Origin of the sequence: Streptomyces sp. NPDC005393, from assembly GCF_040606675.1 — a bacterium.
GTDB lineage: Bacteria > Actinomycetota > Actinomycetes > Streptomycetales > Streptomycetaceae > Streptomyces.
Map to the genome: position 1 here is coordinate 47,254 of NZ_JBEXFG010000034.1, position 22,529 is coordinate 69,782.

The 22,529-nt window shown below is 70.6% G+C and carries 21 protein-coding genes and 1 pseudogene; 9 read left to right on the top strand and 13 right to left on the bottom strand.

What is annotated here, in order from left to right; translation table 11 throughout:
• Positions 1-152 precede the first annotated feature (152 nt).
• From ABZS71_RS24995 to ABZS71_RS25005, 3 genes are all read right to left on the bottom strand, one after another.
• Complete coding sequence (locus tag ABZS71_RS24995; RefSeq protein ID WP_355841781.1) at positions 153-1,865, bottom strand: threonine/serine exporter family protein; 1,713 nt, start codon at positions 1,863-1,865, stop codon at positions 153-155.
• Between the two features lie 165 nt (positions 1,866-2,030).
• A complete protein-coding gene (locus ABZS71_RS25000) occupies positions 2,031-2,768 on the bottom strand; it encodes a VTT domain-containing protein (protein ID WP_355841778.1) in 738 nt (245 codons plus the stop codon).
• 151 nt (positions 2,769-2,919) lie between these two features.
• Entirely contained in the window at positions 2,920-3,678 is a 759-nt protein-coding gene (locus tag ABZS71_RS25005; RefSeq protein WP_356213729.1) for a MerR family transcriptional regulator, read from the bottom strand.
• A 95-nt stretch (positions 3,679-3,773) separates the two neighbouring features.
• On the opposite strand from ABZS71_RS25005, the gene leuE reads away from it, so the two are divergent.
• Entirely contained in the window at positions 3,774-4,445 is a 672-nt protein-coding gene (leuE, locus tag ABZS71_RS25010) for a leucine efflux protein LeuE (RefSeq protein ID WP_355841772.1), read from the top strand.
• A 63-nt stretch (positions 4,446-4,508) separates the two neighbouring features.
• Positions 4,509-5,924: a glutamate decarboxylase gene (locus tag ABZS71_RS25015; RefSeq protein WP_356213731.1), complete on the top strand. Its 1,416-nt coding sequence runs from the start codon at positions 4,509-4,511 to the stop codon at positions 5,922-5,924.
• Positions 5,925-5,997: 73 nt separating this feature from the next.
• On the opposite strand, the gene ABZS71_RS25020 is transcribed toward ABZS71_RS25015, so the two are convergent.
• From ABZS71_RS25020 to ABZS71_RS25040, 5 genes are all read right to left on the bottom strand, one after another.
• Positions 5,998-7,365, bottom strand: coding sequence for a hypothetical protein (locus ABZS71_RS25020; protein WP_356213733.1), 1,368 nt, complete (start codon positions 7,363-7,365; stop codon positions 5,998-6,000).
• A 91-nt stretch (positions 7,366-7,456) separates the two neighbouring features.
• The gene (locus tag ABZS71_RS25025; RefSeq protein WP_356213735.1) at positions 7,457-8,131 is read right to left on the bottom strand and encodes a PadR family transcriptional regulator; all 675 of its coding nucleotides are present in this window, start codon (positions 8,129-8,131) and stop codon (positions 7,457-7,459) included.
• A 180-nt stretch (positions 8,132-8,311) separates the two neighbouring features.
• Positions 8,312-8,857, bottom strand: a complete 546-nt coding sequence (locus tag ABZS71_RS25030; protein ID WP_355841759.1) for a DinB family protein — start codon at positions 8,855-8,857, stop codon at positions 8,312-8,314.
• A gap of 123 nt (positions 8,858-8,980) precedes the next feature.
• Positions 8,981-10,438 carry an aldehyde dehydrogenase family protein gene (locus ABZS71_RS25035; RefSeq protein WP_356213737.1) on the bottom strand — a complete coding sequence of 486 codons (1,458 nt, stop codon included), beginning with the start codon at positions 10,436-10,438 and terminating at the stop codon, positions 8,981-8,983.
• Between the two features lie 90 nt (positions 10,439-10,528).
• Complete coding sequence (locus tag ABZS71_RS25040) at positions 10,529-11,392, bottom strand: helix-turn-helix transcriptional regulator (protein ID WP_356213739.1); 864 nt, start codon at positions 11,390-11,392, stop codon at positions 10,529-10,531.
• 331 nt (positions 11,393-11,723) lie between these two features.
• On the opposite strand from ABZS71_RS25040, the gene ABZS71_RS25045 reads away from it, so the two are divergent.
• Complete coding sequence (locus ABZS71_RS25045) at positions 11,724-12,239, top strand: ATP-binding protein (protein ID WP_356213741.1); 516 nt, start codon at positions 11,724-11,726, stop codon at positions 12,237-12,239.
• A gap of 31 nt (positions 12,240-12,270) precedes the next feature.
• Here ABZS71_RS25045 and ABZS71_RS25050 read toward each other — a convergent pair whose 3' ends face one another.
• Entirely contained in the window at positions 12,271-13,440 is a 1,170-nt protein-coding gene (locus ABZS71_RS25050) for a site-2 protease family protein (RefSeq protein WP_356213743.1), read from the bottom strand.
• 61 nt (positions 13,441-13,501) lie between these two features.
• Complete coding sequence (locus ABZS71_RS25055; protein ID WP_355842126.1) at positions 13,502-13,735, bottom strand: DUF397 domain-containing protein; 234 nt, start codon at positions 13,733-13,735, stop codon at positions 13,502-13,504.
• A gap of 408 nt (positions 13,736-14,143) precedes the next feature.
• On the opposite strand from ABZS71_RS25055, the gene ABZS71_RS25060 reads away from it, so the two are divergent.
• The 6 genes from ABZS71_RS25060 (at position 14,144) to ABZS71_RS25085 (ending at position 19,644) form a co-directional block, all read left to right on the top strand.
• Entirely contained in the window at positions 14,144-15,844 is a 1,701-nt protein-coding gene (locus ABZS71_RS25060) for a bifunctional 3'-5' exonuclease/DNA polymerase (protein ID WP_356213745.1), read from the top strand.
• Between the two features lie 128 nt (positions 15,845-15,972).
• Positions 15,973-17,001, top strand: coding sequence for a rod shape-determining protein (locus ABZS71_RS25065; protein WP_356213747.1), 1,029 nt, complete (start codon positions 15,973-15,975; stop codon positions 16,999-17,001).
• A gap of 180 nt (positions 17,002-17,181) precedes the next feature.
• Positions 17,182-17,778 (top strand): sigma-70 family RNA polymerase sigma factor, encoded by a 597-nt coding sequence (locus ABZS71_RS25070; protein ID WP_355841738.1) that lies wholly within the window; start codon positions 17,182-17,184, stop codon positions 17,776-17,778.
• Positions 17,775-18,590, top strand: coding sequence for a zf-HC2 domain-containing protein (locus ABZS71_RS25075; RefSeq protein WP_355841735.1), 816 nt, complete (start codon positions 17,775-17,777; stop codon positions 18,588-18,590). The genes ABZS71_RS25070 and ABZS71_RS25075 overlap by 4 nt, the downstream gene beginning before the upstream one ends.
• A 134-nt stretch (positions 18,591-18,724) precedes the next feature.
• On the top strand, positions 18,725-19,270 hold the full coding sequence (locus ABZS71_RS25080; RefSeq protein ID WP_355841732.1) for an RNA polymerase sigma factor: 546 nt from the start codon (positions 18,725-18,727) through the stop codon (positions 19,268-19,270).
• Positions 19,267-19,644 (top strand): zf-HC2 domain-containing protein, encoded by a 378-nt coding sequence (locus ABZS71_RS25085; RefSeq protein ID WP_355841729.1) that lies wholly within the window; start codon positions 19,267-19,269, stop codon positions 19,642-19,644. The genes ABZS71_RS25080 and ABZS71_RS25085 overlap by 4 nt, the downstream gene beginning before the upstream one ends.
• Positions 19,645-19,897: 253 nt before the next feature.
• Here ABZS71_RS25085 and ABZS71_RS25090 read toward each other — a convergent pair.
• The 3 genes and pseudogenes from ABZS71_RS25090 to ABZS71_RS25100 all read right to left on the bottom strand — a co-directional run.
• Positions 19,898-20,344, bottom strand: a pseudogene (locus ABZS71_RS25090) (signal peptidase II); the annotation flags it as partial.
• A gap of 223 nt (positions 20,345-20,567) precedes the next feature.
• The gene (locus ABZS71_RS25095; protein ID WP_356213749.1) at positions 20,568-21,860 is read right to left on the bottom strand and encodes a glycoside hydrolase family 5 protein; all 1,293 of its coding nucleotides are present in this window, start codon (positions 21,858-21,860) and stop codon (positions 20,568-20,570) included.
• Positions 21,857-22,204, bottom strand: a complete 348-nt coding sequence (locus tag ABZS71_RS25100; protein ID WP_356213751.1) for a DNA-binding response regulator — start codon at positions 22,202-22,204, stop codon at positions 21,857-21,859. Before ABZS71_RS25100 ends, ABZS71_RS25095 begins: the two co-directional genes overlap by 4 nt.
• Positions 22,205-22,529: the final 325 nt, after the last annotated feature.

A 22,529-nucleotide genomic window follows, 5' to 3' on the forward strand; every position in this document is an offset into this window, starting at 1 on the left:
GGACGACGCCAGAAGCCGCGGGTGCCCTTGGCGGCGCGGCGGCCCGTGGGACGACGCCAGAAGCCGCGGGTGCCCTTGGCGGCGCGGCGGCCCGTGGGACGACGCCAGAAGCCGCGGGTGCCCTTGGCGGCGCGGCGGCCCGTGGGGCGACGCTAGAAGCCGCGGGTGCGCTTGGCGGCGCGGCGGCCCGTGGGGTCCTTCTCGGCGCCCGGGATCTTCAGGAAGAGGCGCGCCGCCTCGCTTCCCAGGTTCACTCCGATGGCGATCGCCAGGGCCAGGGCCGCCGCCTGGGTGAGGTGGGGGATGCCGCGGTCCAGGTTGCCCTGGGCCAGGGCGAGCAGCCCGAAGTAGGTCGCGCTACCGGGCAGCAGGGGCCCGACGGCGGCGGTGACGTACGGCAGCGCGGACGCGTACCGGTAGCGGGAGAGGAGCTGGCCGAAGAGGCCGACGAGGCCGGCGGCCACCGTCGTGGCGGCGACGGGCGGGATGTTGGCGGTATCGGCCAGCGCGCCGTAGACCACCCAGGCGACCCCTCCGTTGAGTGTCGCGAACAGCACGGTGTGACGTTCCTGCTGGAGCAGGATGGAGAAGGTCAGCGCGAGCAGCATCGCCGCGAGGATCTGGATGGTGGGCCGCTCCACATGGCGCAGCGCCGCCTCCGGGTCGAGCCTGGCGTTGAGCTGGATGCCGCCGTACAGCACCGTGAGCACGCCACAGACGATGCCGACGATCAGATAGCCGACTTCCAGGAGCCGGGCCGCGGCGGTGATGTAGTAGCCGGTCAGCCCGTCCTGGACGCCCGCGACCAGCGCCCGCCCCGGGATCAGCGCGAACAGCCCACCGGTGATCACGGCGGACGCCTGGAGCCCGGAGTCGGCGAGGCTGAGCGCGACGCCCATCGCGGCGGGCGGCATCGCCGCGGCCACGAACTGATAGAACTCCGGCAACCCGCGCCCGGAGGCCAGCCACGCCAGCCGGTCGCCCAGCATCGCGCCGACCGCCGCCGCGAAGAAGACCGGCCACTCACCGCCGACGAGCATGCTCGCCGCGCCGGCCAGCCCGCCGCCGGCCACGGTGAGCGCCCAGCCGGGGTAGGGGTGGCGGTTACGGCGGATCTCGGCGAGCCGCCGGTACGCCTCCTCCAGGGTGAAGTCCTCCTGCGAGGTGATGTCGTCGACGAGCCGGAAGACGGCGGAGAGCCGGGTGTAGTCGGTGCCGCGGCGCCGTACGGTCCGGCTGGCGGTCACCGGGTCGTCGACGAGCGAGGGCTGGTAGCTGACCGACAGCAGGGTGAAGGTGACGGTCGGCTCGCAGCGGTCGAGCCCGTACGCGTGCGCCACGCCGAACATCGCCGCCTCGACGTCCTCGGCCCCCTCGCCGCCCGCGAGCAGCAGCTCGCCGATACGGAGGGTGAGGTCGAGCACACGCGGCACGGCGGGCCCCGAGTCGTCCTGCCGCTCGACGCGCTCGGGGACCGGCCGCTCGCTGACCGGCATGCGCAGCATCGTGCGCATGCGGTCCTGCCAGGGCGCGTCCTTGATCAGCCGGACGACGGGTATGCCGTGCGGCGGGGTGACGATGGGGAAGCTGCCCGTGGTCTGGTTGCCCGATGCCGGCTTGACCCCGGCGGGCGCGGTGAAGGCCGAGCCCTCCGGCTCGGCGGCGGGCTCGGCGGTCAGCCCCTCGGGGATGGCGAACTCCGAGGTCGGATGCTCGCCGTCGGGCGAGGGCGCGGGCGGCCGCGGTACGCCGAGGGGCGGGGTGAAGGCACTGCGCGCCTCATCGGACAGCGGCTTACGGTTCTCCCCCGTGTCCGCGTCCGGCGCGCTCACGCCCCGCTGCCCCTGCTGTCGGTCCGACCCCACGTCTCCTCGCTCCTCACCAGCCTCCCGTGCAGTCCTCAGCAGCCATGATGCGCTTTCGGTACGGCATCGGCGGCCACCGAAGCCCATTGTGCGGGGCGGTGGCCGCCGACCGGGAATGGGGGCGGTGTGAGACAGGTGACGGTTGTGAAGGAGCCCTCAGGGACGTCAGCGCTTGGCGTGACGGCCGCGCGGCCCCTGCCCCTGCTGCCCCTGCCCCGGCCCCTGCGGCGGGGCACCGGCGGCCGGGCCCTGCGGCCCCGCCGGCTCCGCGGCCGTCTCCTTCTTGGCCTTGCCACGGGCCCGGAGGAACTCGATCGCGATCGGGACGACCGACAGCAGCACGATGCCGATCAGCATCAGCTCGATGTGCTGATGCACGAAGGCGATCTTGCCGAGCCCCGCGCCGAGCAGCGTGACACCCACGCCCCACAGCGTGCCGCCGATGACGTTGAAGGTGATGAAGGAGCGGTAGTTCATCCGGCTCACGCCCGCGATGATCGGCGTGAACGTCCGGACGATGGGCACGAAGCGGGCCAGGATCAGCGACTTCGGTCCGTACCTCTCGAAGAACTCGTGGCCCTTCTCCACATTCTCCTGTTTGAAGAGCTTGGAGTCGGGGCGGCGGAACAGCGACGGCCCCACCTTCCGGCCGAAGAGATACCCGGCCTGGTCACCGAGGATCGCGGCGACGGCGACGGCCGCGCACACCAGCCACAGATCCTGCTTGATCACGCCGGTGGTGACCAGCAGGCCGGTGGTGAACAGCAGCGAGTCGCCCGGCAGGAAGAAGCCGATGAGCAGGCCGGACTCCGCGAAGACGACGGCCAGGACGCCGAGCAGACCAAAGGTGTTGATCAGGTAGTCCGGGTCCAGCCACTGAGGGCCGAGCGCGAGGGTGGTCACGGGTGACAGGCTCCTGGGTCGAGGGGTGCAGGCTCGTGCGAGGCCCGGCCGCAGGGTCGGGGCGGACTGATTGCGGTGTTCTTCGCAGTGTGCCGCCCAAAGCTATCAACGCCGTGTGCCTGCCCCTGGTTCCCGTCGGCCCCCGGCTGCGCTACCCGTGACGCTCCGCGTTGGCCCGGATCGCGTCCCGGAGGTGCCCCGCCGCCCCGGGGCGGATCGCGTCGTAGAACTCCCGGAACCGGTCGTCGGCCACGTACATCTCCCCGAGCCCCTGGTGGATCTCGTAGCCGCACTCGTAGTACCAGCGCGCGATATGCCGCCGGTGCTCCTCGGCCAGGCCCATCGCCCGCTCCCCGGAGGCCGGCTCCCCCGCCTCCAGCAGCGCCGCGTACCGCGCGCTCCAGTCGTCCGTCTCGGCCTGGATCCGCTGCCAGTCCTCCCTGGTGTAGCGGGCGACGCGGCGCTGCGACTCGGCGTACTGCCCAGTGCCGCCCCAGCGCCGCTCGGCCTCCTCCGCGTACTGCTCGGGGTCCTTGTCCCCGAAGACCTCGAACTTCTCCTCAGGCGTGAGGTTGATGCCCATCTTCCGTGCCTCCATGGCGTGTTCGACGGCGGCGGCCATCTGCCGCAGCTTCTCGATCCGGGCGGTCAGCAGCCGGTGCTGGCGCCGCAGATGGCTCTGCGGGTCCGTGTCCGGGTCGTCGAGCAGGACCGCCACCTCTTCGAGCGGAAAGCCGAGCTCCCGGTAGAACAGGATCCGTTGCAGCCGGTCGAGGTCGGCGTCGTCGTACCGCCGGTGCCCGGCCGGACTGCGGGCGCCGGGGCGCAGCAGCCCGATCTCGTCGTAGTGGTGCAGGGCGCGCACGGTCACCCCGGCGAAGCCCGCGACCTGTCCCACGGAGTAGCTCATGGACTCAACCGTGCGCCCTCACGCCGCGTGAGGTGCAAGTCCGGATGGCGATACCCCTCTGCGCGGGGCGAGCGGCGGCTGGCATCCTGCGGAGTGTGCTGGGGATAACGGATCTTTCGACGTATCTGGCGGGACTGGCGCTGATCATCCTGTTGCCGGGCCCGAACTCGCTCTATGTGGTGTCGGTCGCGGCCCGCCGCGGCCCCCGTACCGCCTATAAGGCGGCCGCCGGGGTGCTGTGCGGGGACGCGGTGCTGATGGCGCTGTCGGCGGGCGGGGTGGCCTCGCTGCTGCATACGAGCCCGGTGGTCTTCGACGTGGTGAAGTTCGCGGGCGCGGGCTATCTCACCTGGCTCGCGGTGGGCATGCTGCGCGGGGCACGGGCGCTGTGGCGCCGGGGTCCGGGGAGCGCGCGCACCACGGAGGGCGGGGAGACCGACGCGGGGGCCGAACCGAAGGCGATGGAGCGTCCGTACCGCCGGGCGCTGGTCGTCAGCCTGCTGAACCCGAAGGCGATTCTCTTCTTCATCTCCTTCTTCGTGCAGTTCGTGGACCCGGACTACGCCCATCCGGCGCTGTCCTTCGTGGCGCTGGGCGCATGGGCGCAGCTGTTCTCCATCACCTATCTCTCGGTGCTGATCTTCGGGGGTACGTATCTGGCGGCCACCTTCCGGCGGCGCAGGCGACTGACCGCCGGACTGTCGGCGGGCGCGGGCGCGGCGTTCCTGGGCTTCGCCGCGAAGCTGTCACTGAGCAGCGCGGGCTAGCGGCTGCGGGGGGCACGGCGCGGGATCGGACTTTATGTCCGATACGCACGTATTTTTATGAAGGTGGCACTTCATAAAGGCACCCGCGAGCATCGCGACGAGGAAGAGCACTACTCCGTCAATCCCTTCTACGGCGAAGCCGACCCGGTCGGCGGCATGGCCGCGAGACCCCCGCGCCGCCGCCTCCCGGACGGGCCGATGACGCCCTCCGCCACGTATCAGTTCGTCCATGACGAGCTGATGCTGGACGGCAACGCCCGGCAGAACCTCGCCACCTTCGTCACGACATGGATGGAGCCACAGGCGGGCCAGCTCATGTCCGAATGTCGCGACAAGAACATGATCGACAAGGATGAGTACCCGCGCACCGCCGAGCTGGAGCGGCGCTGTGTGACGATGCTCGCCGATCTGTGGCACGCACCCGATCCCGATTCGATCACGGGCTGCTCCACCACGGGGTCGAGTGAGGCGTGCATGCTGGCCGGAATGGCCTTCAAGCGGCGCTGGGCCCAGCGGAATGCCGACCGCTATCCGGCGACCGCCCGGCCCAATGTGGTCATGGGGGTGAACGTCCAGGTCTGCTGGGAGAAATTCTGCAACTACTGGGAGGTCGAGGCGCGGCAGGTGCCCATGGAGGGCGACCGGTTCCATCTCGACCCCCAGGCGGCCGCCGATCTGTGCGATGAGAACACCATCGGGGTCGTGACCATCCTGGGCTCGACCTTCGACGGCTCCTACGAACCCGTCGCCGAGGTGTGCGCGGCGCTGGACGACCTCCAGGAGCGCACCGGGCTGGACGTACCGGTGCATGTGGACGCCGCCTCGGGCGCGATGATCGCCCCCTTCCTCGACCGGGATCTCGTGTGGGACTTCCGGCTGCCGCGGGTCGCCTCCATCAACGCCTCGGGCCATAAGTACGGCCTGGTCTACCCGGGGGTGGGGTGGGCGCTGTGGCGTACGCCCGACGATCTCCCCGAGGAGCTGGTCTTCCGCGTCAACTATCTGGGCGGCGAGATGCCGACCTTCGCGCTCAACTTCTCCCGGCCCGGCGCCCAGGTGGCCGCCCAGTACTACGTCTTTGTGCGGCTGGGGCACGACGGCTTCCGCGCCGTCCAGCAGAACTCCCGCAATGTGGCGACCTCGCTCGCCGACCGGATCGAGGCGCTCGGTGACTTCAGGATGCTGACGCGCGGCGACGAGCTGCCGGTCTTCGCCTTCACCACGGCGGACGGCATCGAGAACTTCGATGTGTTCGATGTGTCCCGGCGGCTCAAGGAACGCGGCTGGCTGGTGCCCGCGTACACCTTCCCGCCGAACCGGGAGGATCTCTCCGTCCTCCGGGTGGTGTGCCGCAACGGCTTCTCGAGGGATCTCTCCGATCTCTTCCTGGACGATCTGAAGGCGCTGCTGCCGGAACTACGGTCGCAGTCGGCGCCGCTGGGGCGGCCGAAGAACCGCGCCACGGCCTTTCACCACTGAGCCCCTGGCCCCCCTGAGACCCCTGAGAACCCTGAGGCTCCTGAGACCCCTGAGACCTCCGAGGCTTCTGCCCTCAGCCCGTCTGGGCCGGGGCCCGGAGGATCTCGGCCCTGCGCCGCACGGCCTCCAGGGCGCCGGGTCTGCGGCCGGGCACCCGGCCCCGCATATCCATCAGCTGCGGGGCGAGGGCATGGGCCCTGGCCCGGTCCTCGACAAACTGCCACTGGTGATGCGCCCGGTCCACGGCGCCCTCCACCTCGGGATCGCCGGCCGCTTCGCCGTTGCCCATCCGGGCATCGGCCACCGCCAGCCACAGCTCGCAGGCGCGGGCCGGGTCATGGGCGAGCCGGGCGAGGTCGGCGCGGACCTCCAGCCAGTGGATCGCCTCGGCGGAGCGGGGACCGGCCGCCCGGAGGGCCTCCTGCTCCCATGCGGCCGCCATCGAGGCGGCCTCGCTGTGCCGTCCGGCGTGGGCGGCCTCGAATATGGCCACGTGGGGATCCGGGACGGGGGCGCGTCTGTGCCCAGGGGCGTGCGGGGGCTCCGGGCGGTGCGGGGGCGCGGGAGCCGCCGTGGGCATCGGCGGCGGGGCCGTGCGCGGCACGGGCGGCGGGGCCGTCTCCGGCGCGGTCACCGGGGCGCCCCGCACGTCCCCTCCGTCCCCTCCGTCCCGTCCGCCCCGTTCGTCCCGTCCGTCCCGTAGGTCACGTAGGTCATGTACGTCCCACACGGCGGACTCTGGGGCCGCGTACGCCTCGGTGACGCCGCCCAGCAGCAGTTCGGGCCCGCCACCCAGCCCCGCCTCCGCCGCGGCCCGCTGATGCAGGCGCGCGAACGGCGGGCGGTCGGCGGCGCCCCGCAGCAGCCCGGCGAGCGCCCGGCTGTAGACCGGCGCCGCGAGCTGCCGCTTGGGCGGCGCGGGGACGACCGCGCCGTACAGCGTCAGCCCGGCGGCGAGCCGCTCGCAGGACAAGGAGCCGTCGAGGAGTTTCGGCCAGGCCGTCTCGTCGGCCACCAGATCGGCGAGCACCGTCGTACTGCCCGGCGGCCGCCGCGCCAGCTCGGCCGCCAGCCAGTGCCACGGCAGCGCCGTGTACCGGGCCGTCCTCGGCGTCGTACGGGCCAACGCCAGATGCGGCAGCCGCTGTTTGGCGTCGACGGTGAGCTGGCCCGCGAGATGGACCAGCACCGGACCCGGATGCGCGGCGGCCGTCCGCAGATGTGTCAGCACGGTCTGCGGATCGGCAGGGTCCACGAGTTGGACGACGCTGGCGCCGCCGGGCGTGCCCAGCAGCGCGGCCGGAGGCACCGCCGCGAGCTGCGGCAGCGCGGCGGCCGCGTCCATCAGCCGCTGCTTGCCGACCGGCCCGGCGGCGAGGAGCAGGGCGTAGCCGGGCCCGCTCGTCGTCACTGCCCCCGTGTCCGAGCTGTCGTTCCCCATACCCGCACCGTATCCGCATCCACCGACGGCGGGTGAGGGTGTGGCTGACGTGGTATCCGGGCCGGCCGGGCCGCCTCAGCGGCAGCCGTGATCAGCGCGGGGCACTATCACCCCCGTCCGCGCTGTCGTCCCCGTCCGCGCTCTGGTCCGGTGCGGCGTACGGGTTCGGCGCCCCGTCCGGCAGCACGTCCACCGAGCGCTCCCCCTCGCCCGCCATGACGTACGCCCCGCCCTCAAGACGCTCGATCAGCCCCCGGGTCCACTCCGCCCCGCTGTCGGCGGAGTGGACCCAGAGCTTCATGATCTCGCTGATATGACCCCATTCATCCGGGGTACCGTCCGGCGGCGCCCAATGCCGGGTCACCTCCGTCCGCCACCCCTCCAGTGCCGCGACCCGCTCCTTGAGCAGCGCGATGGCCTCGGCGCGCGGCAGGTCGACGATGAAGCCGACCCCGGCCGTCAGCACGTCGATCTTCTGGTCATGGCGCAGCAGCGCGTCCCGCAGCAGCGTGAAGTACTCCCGCTCCCCCGCCTCGGTCAGCTCGTACTCGGTGCGCGGCGGTCCCCCGACCGTGCTCGGCGCGACGTCGTGGCCGAGCAGCAGTCCCTGCTTCGCCATCTGCTTGAGGGCGTGGTAGATCGACCCGGGCTTGGCGTTGGACCACTCGTGCGCGCCCCAGAACTCCAGGTCGTTGCGGACCTGGTAGCCATGCGCCCGCCCATGCCGGCGCACCGCGCCCAGCACCAGCAGCCGGATCGCCGACATCGCTGTTCTCCATCCTGGTCCCCACTGACCCCTGTGCTGCTGCCTAGGCTAGACGTGCGGGGGTCCTGCTCATGCGCGGAGGAACGCGAGGATCGCGAGGAACGCCAGGATCGCGAGGACCCGGCGGTGGGTGTCCTCACCGGGCGGCAGATCGAGCGTGCCCAGGATGTTGCCAATGCGTCATGAGGAGGCCGCGGCCGTCTCCTCGATGAGGACGAAGGCGGTCTTGCCGTCGAGGGTCTCGCGGATGATGTCCGCGTGGCCCGCGTGCCGGGCGATCTCCTGGATCAGGGTCAGCAGCAGAAAGCGCATCGACCGCACGCTGCCCTCGGGGAACCACGGCGCCTTGGGCAGCGGGAAGGTCCCGTTCAGATCGGGCAGCGAGCGGATGAACTTCTCGGTCTCCGCCGCCACCCCGTCCCAGAACTTGAGGGTGCTGCCGACAGTCTGTCCTTCGTCCAGCTCGAAGCTGAGGTGCCAGTTGTGGGGGCCGCGCTCGATGGAGTGCGGGACCCCCTTGGCGTCCTCGACCCAGGCCTGCTCGACCTCGGCGACATGCTTGAGCAGGCCGCCCAGGGACAGTTCGCTCGCGGAGGGCTTCCGAGCCGCCTGCTCCTCGGTGATGCCGTGCAGGGTCCGGCGGACGGCACCGCGTTGAGCCTCCAGAAAGCCGAGCAGGGCACCGGCCTCGTCACCGTGGGCTTCCTGGTTCACCAGAGTGGGCATGGGGTCCGCCTTCCGTCGTTCCGTCGAGCCCGATGTCCCGGGCTCCCGATGTCTTCGACGTTAGACAGCCTTGCGGTCAGCTTCTGTCCTCAACCGAGGACCGGCCGGACATCCCGCCGGAGATCAGAACGGGAACTGGCTCCGGCCGTGCTGGATGGAGATCCACTTGGTGGTGGTGAAGTCATCGATCATCGACTCGCCGTTGAGCCGCCCGAGTCCGGAATTCTTCTCACCGCCGAACGGCACGATCGGCTCGTCGTGGACCGTGCTGTCGTTCACATGGATCATGCCGGTGTGGATCCGCCGGCCGAAGCGGACCCCGCGCTCGATATCGGCGGTGTGCACGGCGCCGCTGAGCCCGTAGTCGGTGTCGTTGGCGATCCGTACGGCCTCGTCGTCCCCGTCGAAGGGGATCAGCAGCACCACCGGGCCGAAGATCTCCTGACCGAGGATCGCGGAGCCCTCGGGGATCCCGGTGAGCACGCTCGGCTCCATCAGGGTGCCCTCGGTCCGGCCCCGCACCAGCGCGGTGGCGCCGTCGGCGACGGTCTGGTCGACGAGTGAGGTGATGGCCTCGGCCTGGCCCTCGTTGATCAGCGGACCGATATGGGTGGTCGGGTCGCCCGGGTCGCCCACCTTCAGCGACGTCACCTTGGCCACGAACTTCTCGGTGAACTCGCGCTCCACCGCGCGGTCCACCAGCACCCGGTTGGCCGCCATGCAGACCTGCCCCTGGTGGACGAAGCGGCTGAAGACCGCCGCGTCCACCGCGTAGTCCAGATCGGCGTCGTCGAGGACGACCAGGGCGCTGTTGCCGCCCAGCTCCAGGATCGAGCGCTTGAAGTGGGAGGCGGCGACGGTGGCGACATGCCGGCCGACCTTGTCGGAGCCGGTGAACGAGATGACCTTCGGCACCGGGTGCTCGAGCAGCGCGTCGCCGATCTCCGCGATATCGGTGATGACGACATTGAGCAGCCCGGCGGGCAGCCCGGCCTCCGCGAAGACCTTGGCGACCAGGCCGCCACCGCAGATCGGGGTGTTCTGATGCGGCTTGAGGACGACGGCGTTGCCCAGCGCGAGCGCCGGGGCGACCGACTTCAGCGACAGCAGGAAGGGGAAGTTGAACGGGCTGATGACGCCCACGACACCGACCGGCAGCCGGTAGAGGCGGTTCTCCTTGCCGTCCTCCGGCGACGGCAGGATGCTGCCCTGGGGCCGCAGCGCGAGCTGGATGGCCTCGCGCAGGAATTCCTTGGCGAGATGCAGCTCGAACCCGGCCTTCACATGGGTGCCGCCGCACTCCGCGATGATCGTCTCGGTGAGCTCCTTCTCGCGGTCCTCTATGATCCGCAGCACCCGTTCGAAGACCGCCCGCCGGGTGTACGGGTTGATGCCGGCCCACTCCGGCTGCGCCCGCCCGGCCGCCCGGTAGGCCCGATCGACCTCCTCGACGGTGGCCACCGTGATGGAGGCGAGCTTCTCCCCGTTGTACGGGTTGAAGTCGACGATGTCCCAGGAACCGCTTCCGCCGCGCCACTCACCGTCGATGTACTGAAAGGCCAACTCGGAGAAGTAGGACATGCCATCCCTATCTGGAGGACGCGGGATCGTTCACTGACACCCGCATACGCGTGGAGGGTATTCCTGACAGAACGTCATCCTACTGATCGATCAGGCGTCGTGAAGGAGCCCTCGGAGCACATCCCGGCTCTTCTCCGGGGACAGGCTGTCGGCTCTCAGCCGCTCCAACACCCGCTCGTACTGCGCCACTTCATCGCGCTTGTCCAGATAGAGCGCGCTGGTGAGCTGTTCCAGATAGACGATGTCCGGCAGGTCCGGCTCGGGGAAGCGCAGCAGGGTGAACGCCCCGCTCTCCCCCGCGTGCCCGCCGAAGGCGAAGGGCATCACCTGCAGCGTCACGTTCTGCTGCTCGGAGACGGTGATCAGATGGCGCAGCTGGGCGCACATCACGCTCCGCCCGCCGTACGGACGGTGCAGCGCGGCCTCGTCCAGCACCACCTGGAACTCCGGCCCGCGCTCGGAGACCAGCAGCTTCTGCCGCTCCAGCCGCAGCGCCACCCGCCGCTCCACCTCGGACGCGCACGCCTGCGGCTGGCCGCGGGTGACGACGGCGTGCGCATAGCCCTCGGTCTGGAGCAGACCGTGGACGAACTGGACCTCGTAGCAGGCGATATGGGAGGCGGCGCCCTCCAGCCCGACATACGTCTGGAACCAGCCGGGCAGCACATCGCCGTAACTGTGCCACCAGCCGGTGAGATTGGCCTCGCGGGCCAGCCCGAGCAGCGCCGCGCGCTCCTCCTCGTCCGTGACGCCGTACAGCGTCAGCAGGTCGTCGACGTCGCGCGCCTTGAAGCTCACCCGGCCCAACTCCATCCGGCTGATCTTGGATTCGGAGGCGCGGATCGAATAGCCCGCCGCCTCGCGGGTGATGCCCCGGGATTCGCGCAACCGCCTGAGCTGAGAGCCCAGGAGGATACGGCGCACCACCGATCCGCTCGACTCGCTTGCGGTCATGTCCGCGACACTCCCTTGTACGGAACCTCGTACGGCGTCCGTGTACGGAACGCACCCTTCCGAAGGCGAACCCCCGCAGCCCTGAGGCCGAAGTCTGCCACTTATCAGGCTCCGCGCTGTGCACATGTCGTCACTCAGTCGGGAAGCCCCCGCACACGGGCGGAGAAATAAATGCGAGTAAACAGGGGCGGAACCCCCCAAATATCCGGCGTGCACGTGCATTTGCCCTTGCATCTGCTCTACGCATTCGGAACCATAGGGTTTGCGCACGTGCAAGCTCGTACGAGATCTGGCCAGAATTCGTCACGGCCAGGGATGCAGGAGTGCTCGCATGGGGAGCGAAGGTTCGACCCTGCTGGAGCCCTTGTGGCGAGGGCTTCCGCCGATCGACCCCTCGGCCGTCTGCGGATCCGTCTCCTGCTCACTCCCGGCGCGCTTCGAAGCGGTCAAGGGGGCCCGGCAGTTCACCGGCTCCACGCTGCGGGAGTGGGAGATACCGGAGCTGCTCGACGAGGTGGCGCTGGTCGTCTCCGAACTCGTCACCAACGCGCTGCGGCACGCGCTCCCCGACGGGCTGCCCAGTAGCCGTACGGGCGGTTCGGCCGACGGCGACCACGAATCATCACAGGTGCGGCTCCATCTGATGCGCTGCCCCTCGCGGCTGGTGTGCGCCGTACGCGACCCCAGCGAGGAGGGGCCGGTGGCCGGCGAGGCGGACTGCTGCGAGGAGTCCGGGCGCGGGCTCCATCTGGTGGAGTCCCTCACGGACGGCTGGGGCTGGCATCCGCTGGCCGGCACGCTACGGGGCAAGGTCGTCTGGGCCCTGTTCCACCTCCCCCACGGCTGAGCCCTCGCCCGCCCTCAGGGGGTCCCGCCCCTCAGGAGCTCCCGCCCTCAGGGGTGGGTGTGGACTCCGGCGGGGCCGTCGTGACCCCCAGACTGTGCAGCTGGAAGAGCCGGGTCACATCGTGCATGGTGACGATCCCGTCCAGATGCCCGTGGTCCATCACCAGCACCGGCATCCCGCCGCCGCCCGGCCGCGCCTGCTCCAGCACCTCGCTCAGCAGATCGTCCGCCTCGGCGATCGTGCACCGCGACAGCGGCGTCGCCACATCGCGCACCCGATGGGCCTCCCGCTCCTGGGCCGGTACGGCGGCGAGGGTACGCAGCTGGACCACTCCGCTGGGCCGGCCCTCGAAATCGAGCAGCGGCATCGCGGAATGGCGGGAATGGGCCGCCACCTCGTCGATGAACCGCCCCACGGTCAGCCAGTCGGCCCCGGTGGCGACCGGAGCCGACATCGCGTCGCCCACCCGTACGCCGCGCAGCGCCGTATTGATGCCGGCCCGCTGCCGCTCCGCGTTGGCGACGATCACCATGAAGAGGCCGATGAGCGAGAGCCACAGCCCGCCCCCGTTCCCGCGCAGGAAGGAGATCCAGCCGAAGGCGATCATCACGATCCCGAAGATCTGGCCGCTGCGCCCCGCCGCCCGCTCGGCGCGCTCGCGGTCCCCGGTGCGCCACCACAGCAGGGCCTGCACCACCCGGCCGCCGTCCAGCGGCGCGGCGGGCAGCAGATTGAAGACGCCCAGCAGCAGATTGGCCCAGCCCAGCCAGACCAGTACGGCCGCCGGCACCCCCCAGCCGGCGAGCGCGTTCACCCCGATCCCCGCACCGACGGCCGCGCCGCCGATGACCAGGCTGGTGAGCGGGCCGCTGATCGCCACCCAGAACGCGACCCCGGCGGTCCGGGGCCGCCCCATCCTGGTCATCCCGCCGAGCGCCCATAGCGTCACATCCTCGACGGAGACACCCTTTCTGCGGGCGGTGACGGCGTGCGCGGCCTCGTGGAGCAGCAGGCTGGCCATCAGGAGGACGGCGCCGACGGCGCTGGCGACCGCGTAGACGGCGGCGGTCCGTCCCGGTGTCCACGCGGGCAGCGTCTGGCGGCCGAGTCCGTAAGCGAGCAGGACGACCAGCACTGGGACGCTCCAATGCATCCGCAGTGGAACCCCGAGCAGTTGTCCGACGCGGACCGAGCCGTTCATCGCCGTCTCACATCAGTTGGGTCCCCCGCCCGTCACTACCAGTGTCACTCGCCCGCGGGGATCAGCCCAGACCGGCCGGGTCGTGCGCCAGATGGTCGAATTCGCCGGCCTTGGCGCCGAGCAGCATCGCCTCGACCTCTGCGGGGGTGTAGATGAGCGCCGGGCCGTCCGGATAGCGGGAGTTGCGTACGGCCACATCTCCACCGGGCAGCTTGGCGAACTCGACACACGACCCCTGGGAATTGCTGTGTCTGCTCTTCTGCCAGACGACCCCCTGAAGGTCCGCGGCCGCCATGCCGTTGTACGGGTGGTCGCGCACAGGGCTCTCCACTGTTAGTACAGATATCAACAGTCTCGGATCATAGCGTTCCTATGCACATGCATGCGCACATGCATGTGCATTCCCACCGGCAGATGCGTCAGCAGATGCACGTGCACCAGACGTACGTGCACCACGCGTCCCCCGCGTGATCACCCGACAACCGTGTCGTGTGCCCCGAGCGAAGAAGAGCAGTCGTCATGAATGACGCCGAGGGTGCCCGACGGGTTGGGCCGCGACCCGAATTCCTGGTCGCCGGGCATAGGGCAAGACCCGCGGGCCGCCTCGTCCCGTGGCAGCCCGCGGGTGACGGTCAGCCCTTCTCACAACCCCTCGCTCGACGGCCGAAGGGCGTTGTCAGTCCCCCCTGCCACACTCACGCACATGAGGTGGGCAGCGGCGGAGATGGACGACGGGGGTGTTCGTCTCTGCCCGCTGGACGCCGTGGGAAAGGCCGCCGGACCGGTTGTCGAGGTCACGGCGGCGCGGGGCGGGATCGCCGAGGCCGTGCGGTCCCGCCCGGAGGCCGACCGGTGGGTGTGGCGGTCCACCGCCGAGGTCTCTCCGCGGCTGCTCGCCGCCGGCGTCCGCGTCGAGCGGTGCTATGACGTGGAGGCGGCCGAGGCGCTGCTGCTGGGTCACGAGGGGCGCTCGGGCGCGCCGCGCTCGCTCGCCGCGGCGTGGGCGCGGCTGCGCGGGCTGCCGGTGCCCGACGATCCGCCGCCGCGGGCGGCCCGCACCCAGCCGTCCCTCTTCGAGCCCGGCCCGCCGCCGCTGCCGCCGGGCACCGATCCGCTGGACGCGCTGCTCGCGGTGTACGCGGGGCAGCTGGCCCGTACGGAGGCGGCCGAGCACCCCGGCCGGATGCGGCTGCTGACGGCCGCCGAGTCGGCGGGGACGCTGGTCGCCGCCGAGATGGGGCGCGCCGGGGTGCCCTGGCGGGCCGACCGCCACCGGCAGCTGCTGGACGAGCTGCTCGGCGAGCGCTATCCGGGCGGTCTGGAGCCGCAGCGCCTGGTCGAGCTGGCCGATGAGGTGTCGCGCGCCTTCGGGGGCGGGGTGCGGGTGCGGCCGGATCTGCCCGCCGAGGTCATCAAGGCGTTCGCCCGCGAGGGCATCCCGCTCACCTCCACCCGGGCCTGGGAGCTGAAGGAGATCGACCACCCGGCCGTCGAGCCGCTGCTGCGCTACAAGAAGCTCTACCGGCTGCACACCGCCCATGGCTGGGCCTGGCTCCAGTCCTGGGTGCGCGACGGCCGGTTCCGCCCCGAGTATCTGCCCGGCGGCACGGTCTCCGGCCGCTGGACCACCCACGGCGGCGGGGCGCTGCAGATCCCCAAGGTGGTGCGGCGCGCGGTGGTCGCCGACCCGGGGTGGCGGCTGGTGGTCGCCGACGCCGACCAGATGGAGCCGCGGGTGCTCGCCGCGATCTCCCGCGACCCCGGTCTGATGGAGGTCGCGGGCAGCGGCCGGGATCTGTACGCGGCCCTGTCCGACCGCGCCTTCTCCGGCAAGCGGGAGCAGGCCAAGCTCGCGCTGCTCGGCGCGGTGTACGGACAGACGTCGGGCGACGGCCTCAAGCACCTCGCCGCCCTGCGGCGGCGCTTCCCGGCGGCCGTGGCCTACGTGGACGACGCGGCCCGCGCGGGCGAGGAGGGCCGGCTGGTGCGCACCTGGCTGGGCCGCACCTGCCCGCCCGTCGACGGCGCCTTGGCCGGGGAGCCGGCCGACGAGGCGGGCCTGCCCCGGGAGCAGCAGGAGCCGTCGTACGGCAGCACGGCGAGCGCCCGCGCCCGCGGGCGGTTCACCCGTAACTTCGTCGTCCAGGGCAGCGCCGCCGACTGGGCCGTCCTGATGCTCGCGGCCCTGCGGCAGTCCCTGGCCGGGGCGGGGCTCCGCGCGGAGATGGTCTTCTTCCAGCACGACGAGGTCATCGTGCACTGCCCGCAGGAGGAGGTCGACGCGGTCCGTGCGGCGATCGCGACGGCGGGCGAGGTGGCCGGCCGCGTCGCCTTCGGGGAGACCCCGGTGCGGTTTCCGTTCACGATGGCGGCCGTGGAGTGCTATGCGGATGCGAAGGGGTGAGGGGGCGGCGGGGGACGGGGCTGGTCCGACCGGCGCAGCTCGGCGGGCAGCGCCGTTGATCAACGCCGCACGATGATCGCAGGGCCGCCGGGCGGCGGCCCATGACGCCGCCCAGAGGGAGACCTGCCATGACCATCAGTCTTGAGCGGCTGCGCCGCTGCTCCATCGCCGTCGACCTCGGCGCGGCCAGGACTCGCGTCTATCTCAAGCGCACCGGCCTCATCGTCGACGAGCCGACCGTCGCCGCCGTCAACACCCGCACCGGCGGGTTGATCGCGGTGGGGGCGCTGGCCGAGCGGATGACCGGGCGGACGCCCTCGCACATCCGGGTCGTACGCCCCGTATCGAACGGCACCGTCGTCGACATCGCGATGGCCCAGCGGATGCTGCGGCTGCTCCTCGGCAACAAGCTGCGCCGCGCCTGGCGGCGCAGACCGTTGCTGAGCGCCGCCGTCTGCGTTCCCCATGACGCCGATCCGCTCGCCCAGCGCGCCGCGGTGGAGACCCTCACCGGCATCGGCGCCCGGCGGGTCGAGCTGGTGGACACGTTGATCGCCGCCGCCGTGGGCTGCGGCCTGCCGGTCGAACGGCCCGAGGCGACGATGATCGTGGTGTGCGGCGCGGCCACCACGCAGGTCGCGGTGTTGTCGCTGGGCTCGATCGTCGCCGCCGAGCGGGTGCCGGTGGGCGGCGACACGGTCGACCACGCCGTCGTCCAGCATCTGCGCAATGAGCATGCGCTGATGCTGCCCAGCCAGGCCGTCCGCCCGCTGCACCTCGTCCTCGGCGGAGACGGGCCGGACACGGACGGCGCCGAGGTGCACGGCCGGGACGTGGCCACGGGGCTCGCCCGCTCCGTACGGATCGATGTCGCGAGCGTACGGGCCGCCATGCGGACCCCGCTGACCGGCGTACTGGACGCGATCGGCACGGTGCTGCGCCGCTGCCCGCCCGATCTGGTGGCCGACCTCGCCGACCGCGGCATCATGCTGGCGGGCGGCAGCGCGGTGCTGCCCGGGTTCGACTCGCTGCTGCGGGAGGCCACCGGTATGCCGCTGAACATCGCCGATAACCCGGACGTCTGCGCGGTGGAGGGGCTGGGCGCGATGCTCGACGGCAAGGTCCAGCCCCTCGTCCTGGACGCGATGGTCTCCTGAGCCGTCCCGCCCCTGACCACCGGACCGCCCTCCCCCGGGAGGCCCCGCCCTCCTCGGCACCTGACCGGAAGATTCTTCTCGACGCGTTGAGCAGCCGGACCCTCCCCTTCGTAAGTGAGGAGGAAGAGGCCGACACGGCCGCCCAACCCCCCCGGGGCTCAGACCGGGAGTCGTCAGTAGATGTTGTCCAACTCAGGTCAGGTCCTGGAGGTTCAGGTGCACGACGACGCCGCCGTGGCCGATGAGCGTCCGTCAAGATCCAGGCGCGGTACGCCGGACGAACAGCTCATGCGCGCGCTCTACCAAGAGCACGCCGGGCCGTTGCTCGCGTTCGTACTGCGTCTGGTCGCGGGCGACCGGCATCGTGCGGAGGACGTCGTCCAGGAGACCCTGGTCCGTGCCTGGCGGAACGCCGACCAGCTGTCCCGGGCCACCGGCTCGATCCGGCCCTGGCTGGTCACGGTCGCCCGGCGGATCGTCATCGACGGGCATCGCAGCCGGCAGGCCCGGCCGCAGGAGGTCGACCCCTCCCCGTTGGAACTCATGCCTGCGGAGGACGAGATCGACCGGGCTCTGCGGCTGATGACACTGTCCGACGCGATGCACGACCTCAGCGACGCCCATCGCGAGGTGTTGGTCGAAACCTACTTCAAGGGCCGTACGGTCAACGAGGCGGCGGAGACGCTCGGTATACCCAGCGGGACGGTTCGGTCCCGGGTCTTCTACGCGCTGCGCTCCATGAAGCTCGCGCTTGAGGAGAGAGGAGTGACGGCATGACAGCGCAGGCGCACCACGCGGGACATGACGCCGTTGGCGCGTATGTGCTCGGCGTGCTCGACGAAGCGGACGCCACCTATTTCGAGGAGCATCTGGCCGGTTGCGACCAGTGCGGATGGCGGCTCGACGAGCTGACCGGGCTGGAACCACTGCTGGCCGATCTGGCCACCGACATCCCCGGACTCCACGGCGCACCCGGGCGTACCCAGCTCACGGGCCACACCCCGCATACATTCAGCGCCACCCCCAACGCCATCGAAACCCTCACCGCGCGCCCCGGCACCGGCATGCTCCACCGCATGGTCGGCGAGGTCGCAGTCGCGCGCAGCAAGCGCCGGCGGCGTGGCCTCTACCTGGTCGCGGCGGCGGCCGCGCTGATCGTCGGCGGACCGCTCGGCACGATGGCGGTCACCTCCGGATCCGGTTCGGACACCACCGTCACGGCCGCTCCGAGCGCGAGCGCAGCCTTCAAGCAGATGCCTGACAAGGTCCAGGGCACCGACCCGGTCACCAAGGTGAACGCGGCGCTCGCCATGGAGGACAAGATGTGGGGCACCAACGCCGTCCTGAGGCTCAAGAACGTCAAGGGTCCGTTCGACTGCAGCCTGGTCGCGGTCTCGAAGGACGGTCATGAGCAGACCATGATGACCTGGTCCGTGCCCGAGTGGGGATACGGGATCGAGAACAGCCCCCAGAAGGTCGCCAGAGATCCGCTGTGGGCGCACGGCGGCGCGGCCATGAAGCGTGCCGACATCGTGCGCTTCGAGGTCCGTACCACCGACGGAAAGCGCCTGGTCTCCCTGAACGCGTAGCTCCATCCGCGGTAACCGAGGGTGTGCCACTCGGATCGCCGACCCTGCCGTGCGGCGCGGTGAGCGGGATGTTACACAGAGTGTGATATGTCGTCTTTCGCGTACCCCGGGGGTCCGGATCCGAGGAGGCACACGTGGCTGACCCGGACGCCCATCAGCAGCACATGTTCGCCCAGTATGTGCTGCCCGAGGTCGAGGTGTTGCTGCGCGTGGCCATGTCCCTGACCACCCAGCGCGCCGACGCCGAAGATCTCGTGCAGGACACGTTACTACGGGCGTACCGGGCAGTCGGCCGTTTTGACGGGAGACATCCCCGGGCCTGGCTGCTGACGATCATGCGGCACGCCGAGGTGAGCAGGCGCCGCCAGCGCCGGCCCCGGCTGCTCGACGATCCGGATACGGAACTGGAACGGCTCGTCCCCGCTCTGGACGCGACCCCGGAGGAGCTGGTGGTCGACACGGCGTTCGACGAGGCCGTGGACGCCGCGTTCACGGCCCTGCCGCTCAGGGACCAGCAGGTGGTGCGGCTGGTGCATGTGGACGGGCTGTCGTACGCGGAGGCCGCACAGGTGCTGGACGTCCCCAAGGGGACGGTGATGAGCCGGCTACACCGGGCGCGCAAGCGGATCCGGAACCAGCTGTTGGCCACGGGACCGGAATCAGAGGCAGGTGGGGCATGAGCAGATGGACATGGTGGCGGGAGACCGAGCGGCCCCGGACCAAGTGCCCGGTGGATGAGCCGATGCTCCAGTCGTATCTGGACGGCGAACTGGACGCGCCGGCCGCCGGGCGGGTACGGGCCCATGTGGCCGAGTGCCACCGCTGCGCCCGGGAGCTCTCCGTCTACCAGCGCATCACCCGCGCGCTGGGCGCCCGCGAGGGGACGGACGAAGCGGCCCTGGGGCGGCTCCGTGATCTCGCGGAGTCTCTCGCGGAACGGGAGAGCCGGGAGCCGGGGCCGGGGTCGGGGCAGCCGCCGGCGCCGGCGCCGGGCGCGGAGCAGGACCCGGACCGGAACGCTGATCAGAGCGCGGTGCACAAGACCGGGGGCTGACGGCCGGCTCCGGACCCGGTACCGGACCAGGTCGCGGGCCCGAGCCCGAGCCTGGGCCTGGGACCGGGCCTGGGCCTGGGCCTGGGCTTGGGGCTGGGTTCGGTCGTGGTGTCGCGTCGGGTCGTAGGGCCGCGTCGGGTCGTGGGGTCGCGTCGGGTCGTGGGGTCGCGTCGGGTCGTAGGGCCGCCTCCGGTCGTAGGGCCGCCCGCTCGCGCGAGGTCCGGCGCAGCAGCAGGGCCCCGGTGAGCAGGGTCCCGGTGGCGAGGGCCACATCGGCGAGGTTGAAGACAGGGCCGCGGGCGGCCACCGTGATCCAGTCGATGACCGCGCCGCGCAGTGGTCCCGGCGGCCGGATCGCCCGGTCGGCGCCGTTGCCGATCGCGCCCCCGGCGATCAGCCCCAGACCGAGCGCCGCGCCCCGGCCGCGGACCCGCAGCCCCGCACCGGTCGCCGCCAGCGTGGCCATCGCGCCCGCGAGGGTGATCATGATGATCAGCACGGGCCGGCCCTGGCCCAGGCCGAAGGCCACTCCGGTGTTGTGCACGAGCAGCGGACGGAACGGCCCGAACCCGGCCTGCGGCCCCGCGGTACCGCCCCAGGCGGCCAGCACCATCGCCTTGCTCACCTGGTCGGCCACGATCACGGTGAGCGCGACCAGCGGGAAGAGCGTCCGGCCGGTTGGCCTGTGGGGCTTCATCATCGGCCTCCCTGTGCGCGGGGGCCGGTCCGCGGTCGCGGGTCTGCGGCCCGGGAAGGAAACCCGGCGGGGGGACGTCCCGCTTCCCTCCGGACGGGATTGCCCGAGGGAAACGGGATCGCCCAGGGAAGGGGAGGGGCCCGGGTACGACGAAGGGCCCGCAGGCGGATGCCTGCGGGCCCTCGCTGTCTGTCCTACGCCGTGACCGGCGGAGTACCTGAAGGGGTCACTTCTTGGCAGCGTCCCCACGCGCCTCCAGCAGAGGCGTCTGGTACTTGGACAGCATCTTCATCTTGTTCTTGTCGAGGGTCTTCCAGTTGTTGGCCAGCACACCGCCGGTGTCACCCGAGTCCGGGTTCCAGGTCCAGTAGGTGTAGCTGATGCCGTTCTTCTTGAGGTAGTCCATCAGGGAGTTCTGCCAGATGGCCTCGGAGCTCTTGCCCGCGGTCTTCTTGCCACCGAACTCACCAAGCATCACCGGAGCGATGTTCTCCTGCTTGATGTAGGCCCAGTGCTTCTTCCAGATGGCCGGCATGTTCTTCGGGAAGTCCTTCGCCATGAACCAGTTCTGGTTGTAGACGCCAGGACCGTAGTCGTGCGGCGAGTAGACGACCTTGTTCGACTCCTTGAGCTGCACGGGCTTCTTCTTCACACCCTGCAGGTCGCCGCCCCACCAGAACTGCTCGTTCCCGTGGCGGTCGGTGCCCTCCACGAAGATCAGCATGTTCTTGTTGACCTTGTGGATGGCGTTACCGGCCTTGGTGGCGGCCAGGCGCCAGTCGGTCTTCGGGTTGCCGTCGCCCCACGTGGCCTGGCCACGCGGCTCATTGTGCAGGTCGGCGCCGATCACCCGGTCGTTCTTCTGGTAGCGCTTGGCCAGCTTGACCCAGTCGCTCAGCCACTTGTCCTCGGTGAGCTTCTGGGAGTACCACAGCTCACTCTGGCCGTACTGGTCCGGGCGGTGCTGGTCCAGGATCACCATGATGCCGCGGTCGGTGGCACCCTTGACGATCTTGTCCATGATCTGCTGGCCGTTGAGGCCCTTCAGGTCGGGGTTCTGCTTGAAGTCGATCCCGTTGGGCTTGCTCTTCGCGTCGAACATCTCGTTCGAGTACGGGAGCCGCATGGTGTTGAAGCCCTGCTTCGCCATCTGATCCAGCATGGACTCCCAGTTACGGGTCCACAGGCCGTGCGGCGCGAAGGTGCCGGTTTCCATACCGAACCAGTTCACACCGGTCAGGGTCACCTTGCGGCCGTTGGAGTCCACGATGTCGCCCTTGTGCGTGGACAGGGGCATCGTGACGTCGGAACCAGCAGCCTTGCCCGCCGCGGCAGCGGTCGTGGTGGGGTTCTGGTTCTCGTTGTTCATCGCGAACGCCGTGACAGTGCCACCCACGGCAGCGACAGCGACGACGGCCGTGGCGATACCGAACCGCAGACGCTGGGAGCGCGGTCCGCGCTTCGTCGCGGTGGTCTCGGGAGTGGTCGGGGCGTTGTTCTGGTCCATGGGGGAATTCATTCGGTGATGCTCCTGAGGAATTCGGGTACGGCGGTCTTGAGGACGCTGGCGGTTTTCGTCGGAGATTCCAGACATCCCATCTGCGGGTCGGAGACTGCGGTCAGCCGGACAATCCGCGCGTTCGGAAGGAGTTCACCGATCAGGCGGTCCAGCCGCTGCGCTTGCCAGCTCGGCTCATCCACGTCGATCAGCACCAGATCCGGTTGCATGTGACGGGCCAGAGAAATTGCTTCACGGGCCGATCCGGCAATTCCGGTTAGCTCCAGTCCGGGCTCCTCGACTACGAGGTCGGCGAGAGCACTCAACACCTGAGCGTGGCGCTCTACGACGAGAACTCTGTGCATCGAATGGAGCTCCTTCGGGTTTGTCCTTTCGCTCCACGACCTTAGGGAGTGAACAAGACCCGAATCGCCGTACGCATGATTGAATTCTGCGTACTTCAATTGCAGGAAAGCAGTGCACGCCAAATGGCCGAATCCCGCCTACCTCAATTGAGGTAGGAGAATTCGGCCGTTTCGTATGGGTTATGTCCGGTTTGGGGGGTGGGATCAGGGCATACGGCAGCGCCAGAGGGGCCGGAAAGGGGGGCCGGAGGAGCCCTGAGGGGGTGCGCGGGAGCGGCCCGAGAGGGTACGGGAGGGGGCTCAGCCGGCCGGATCAGGGCATACG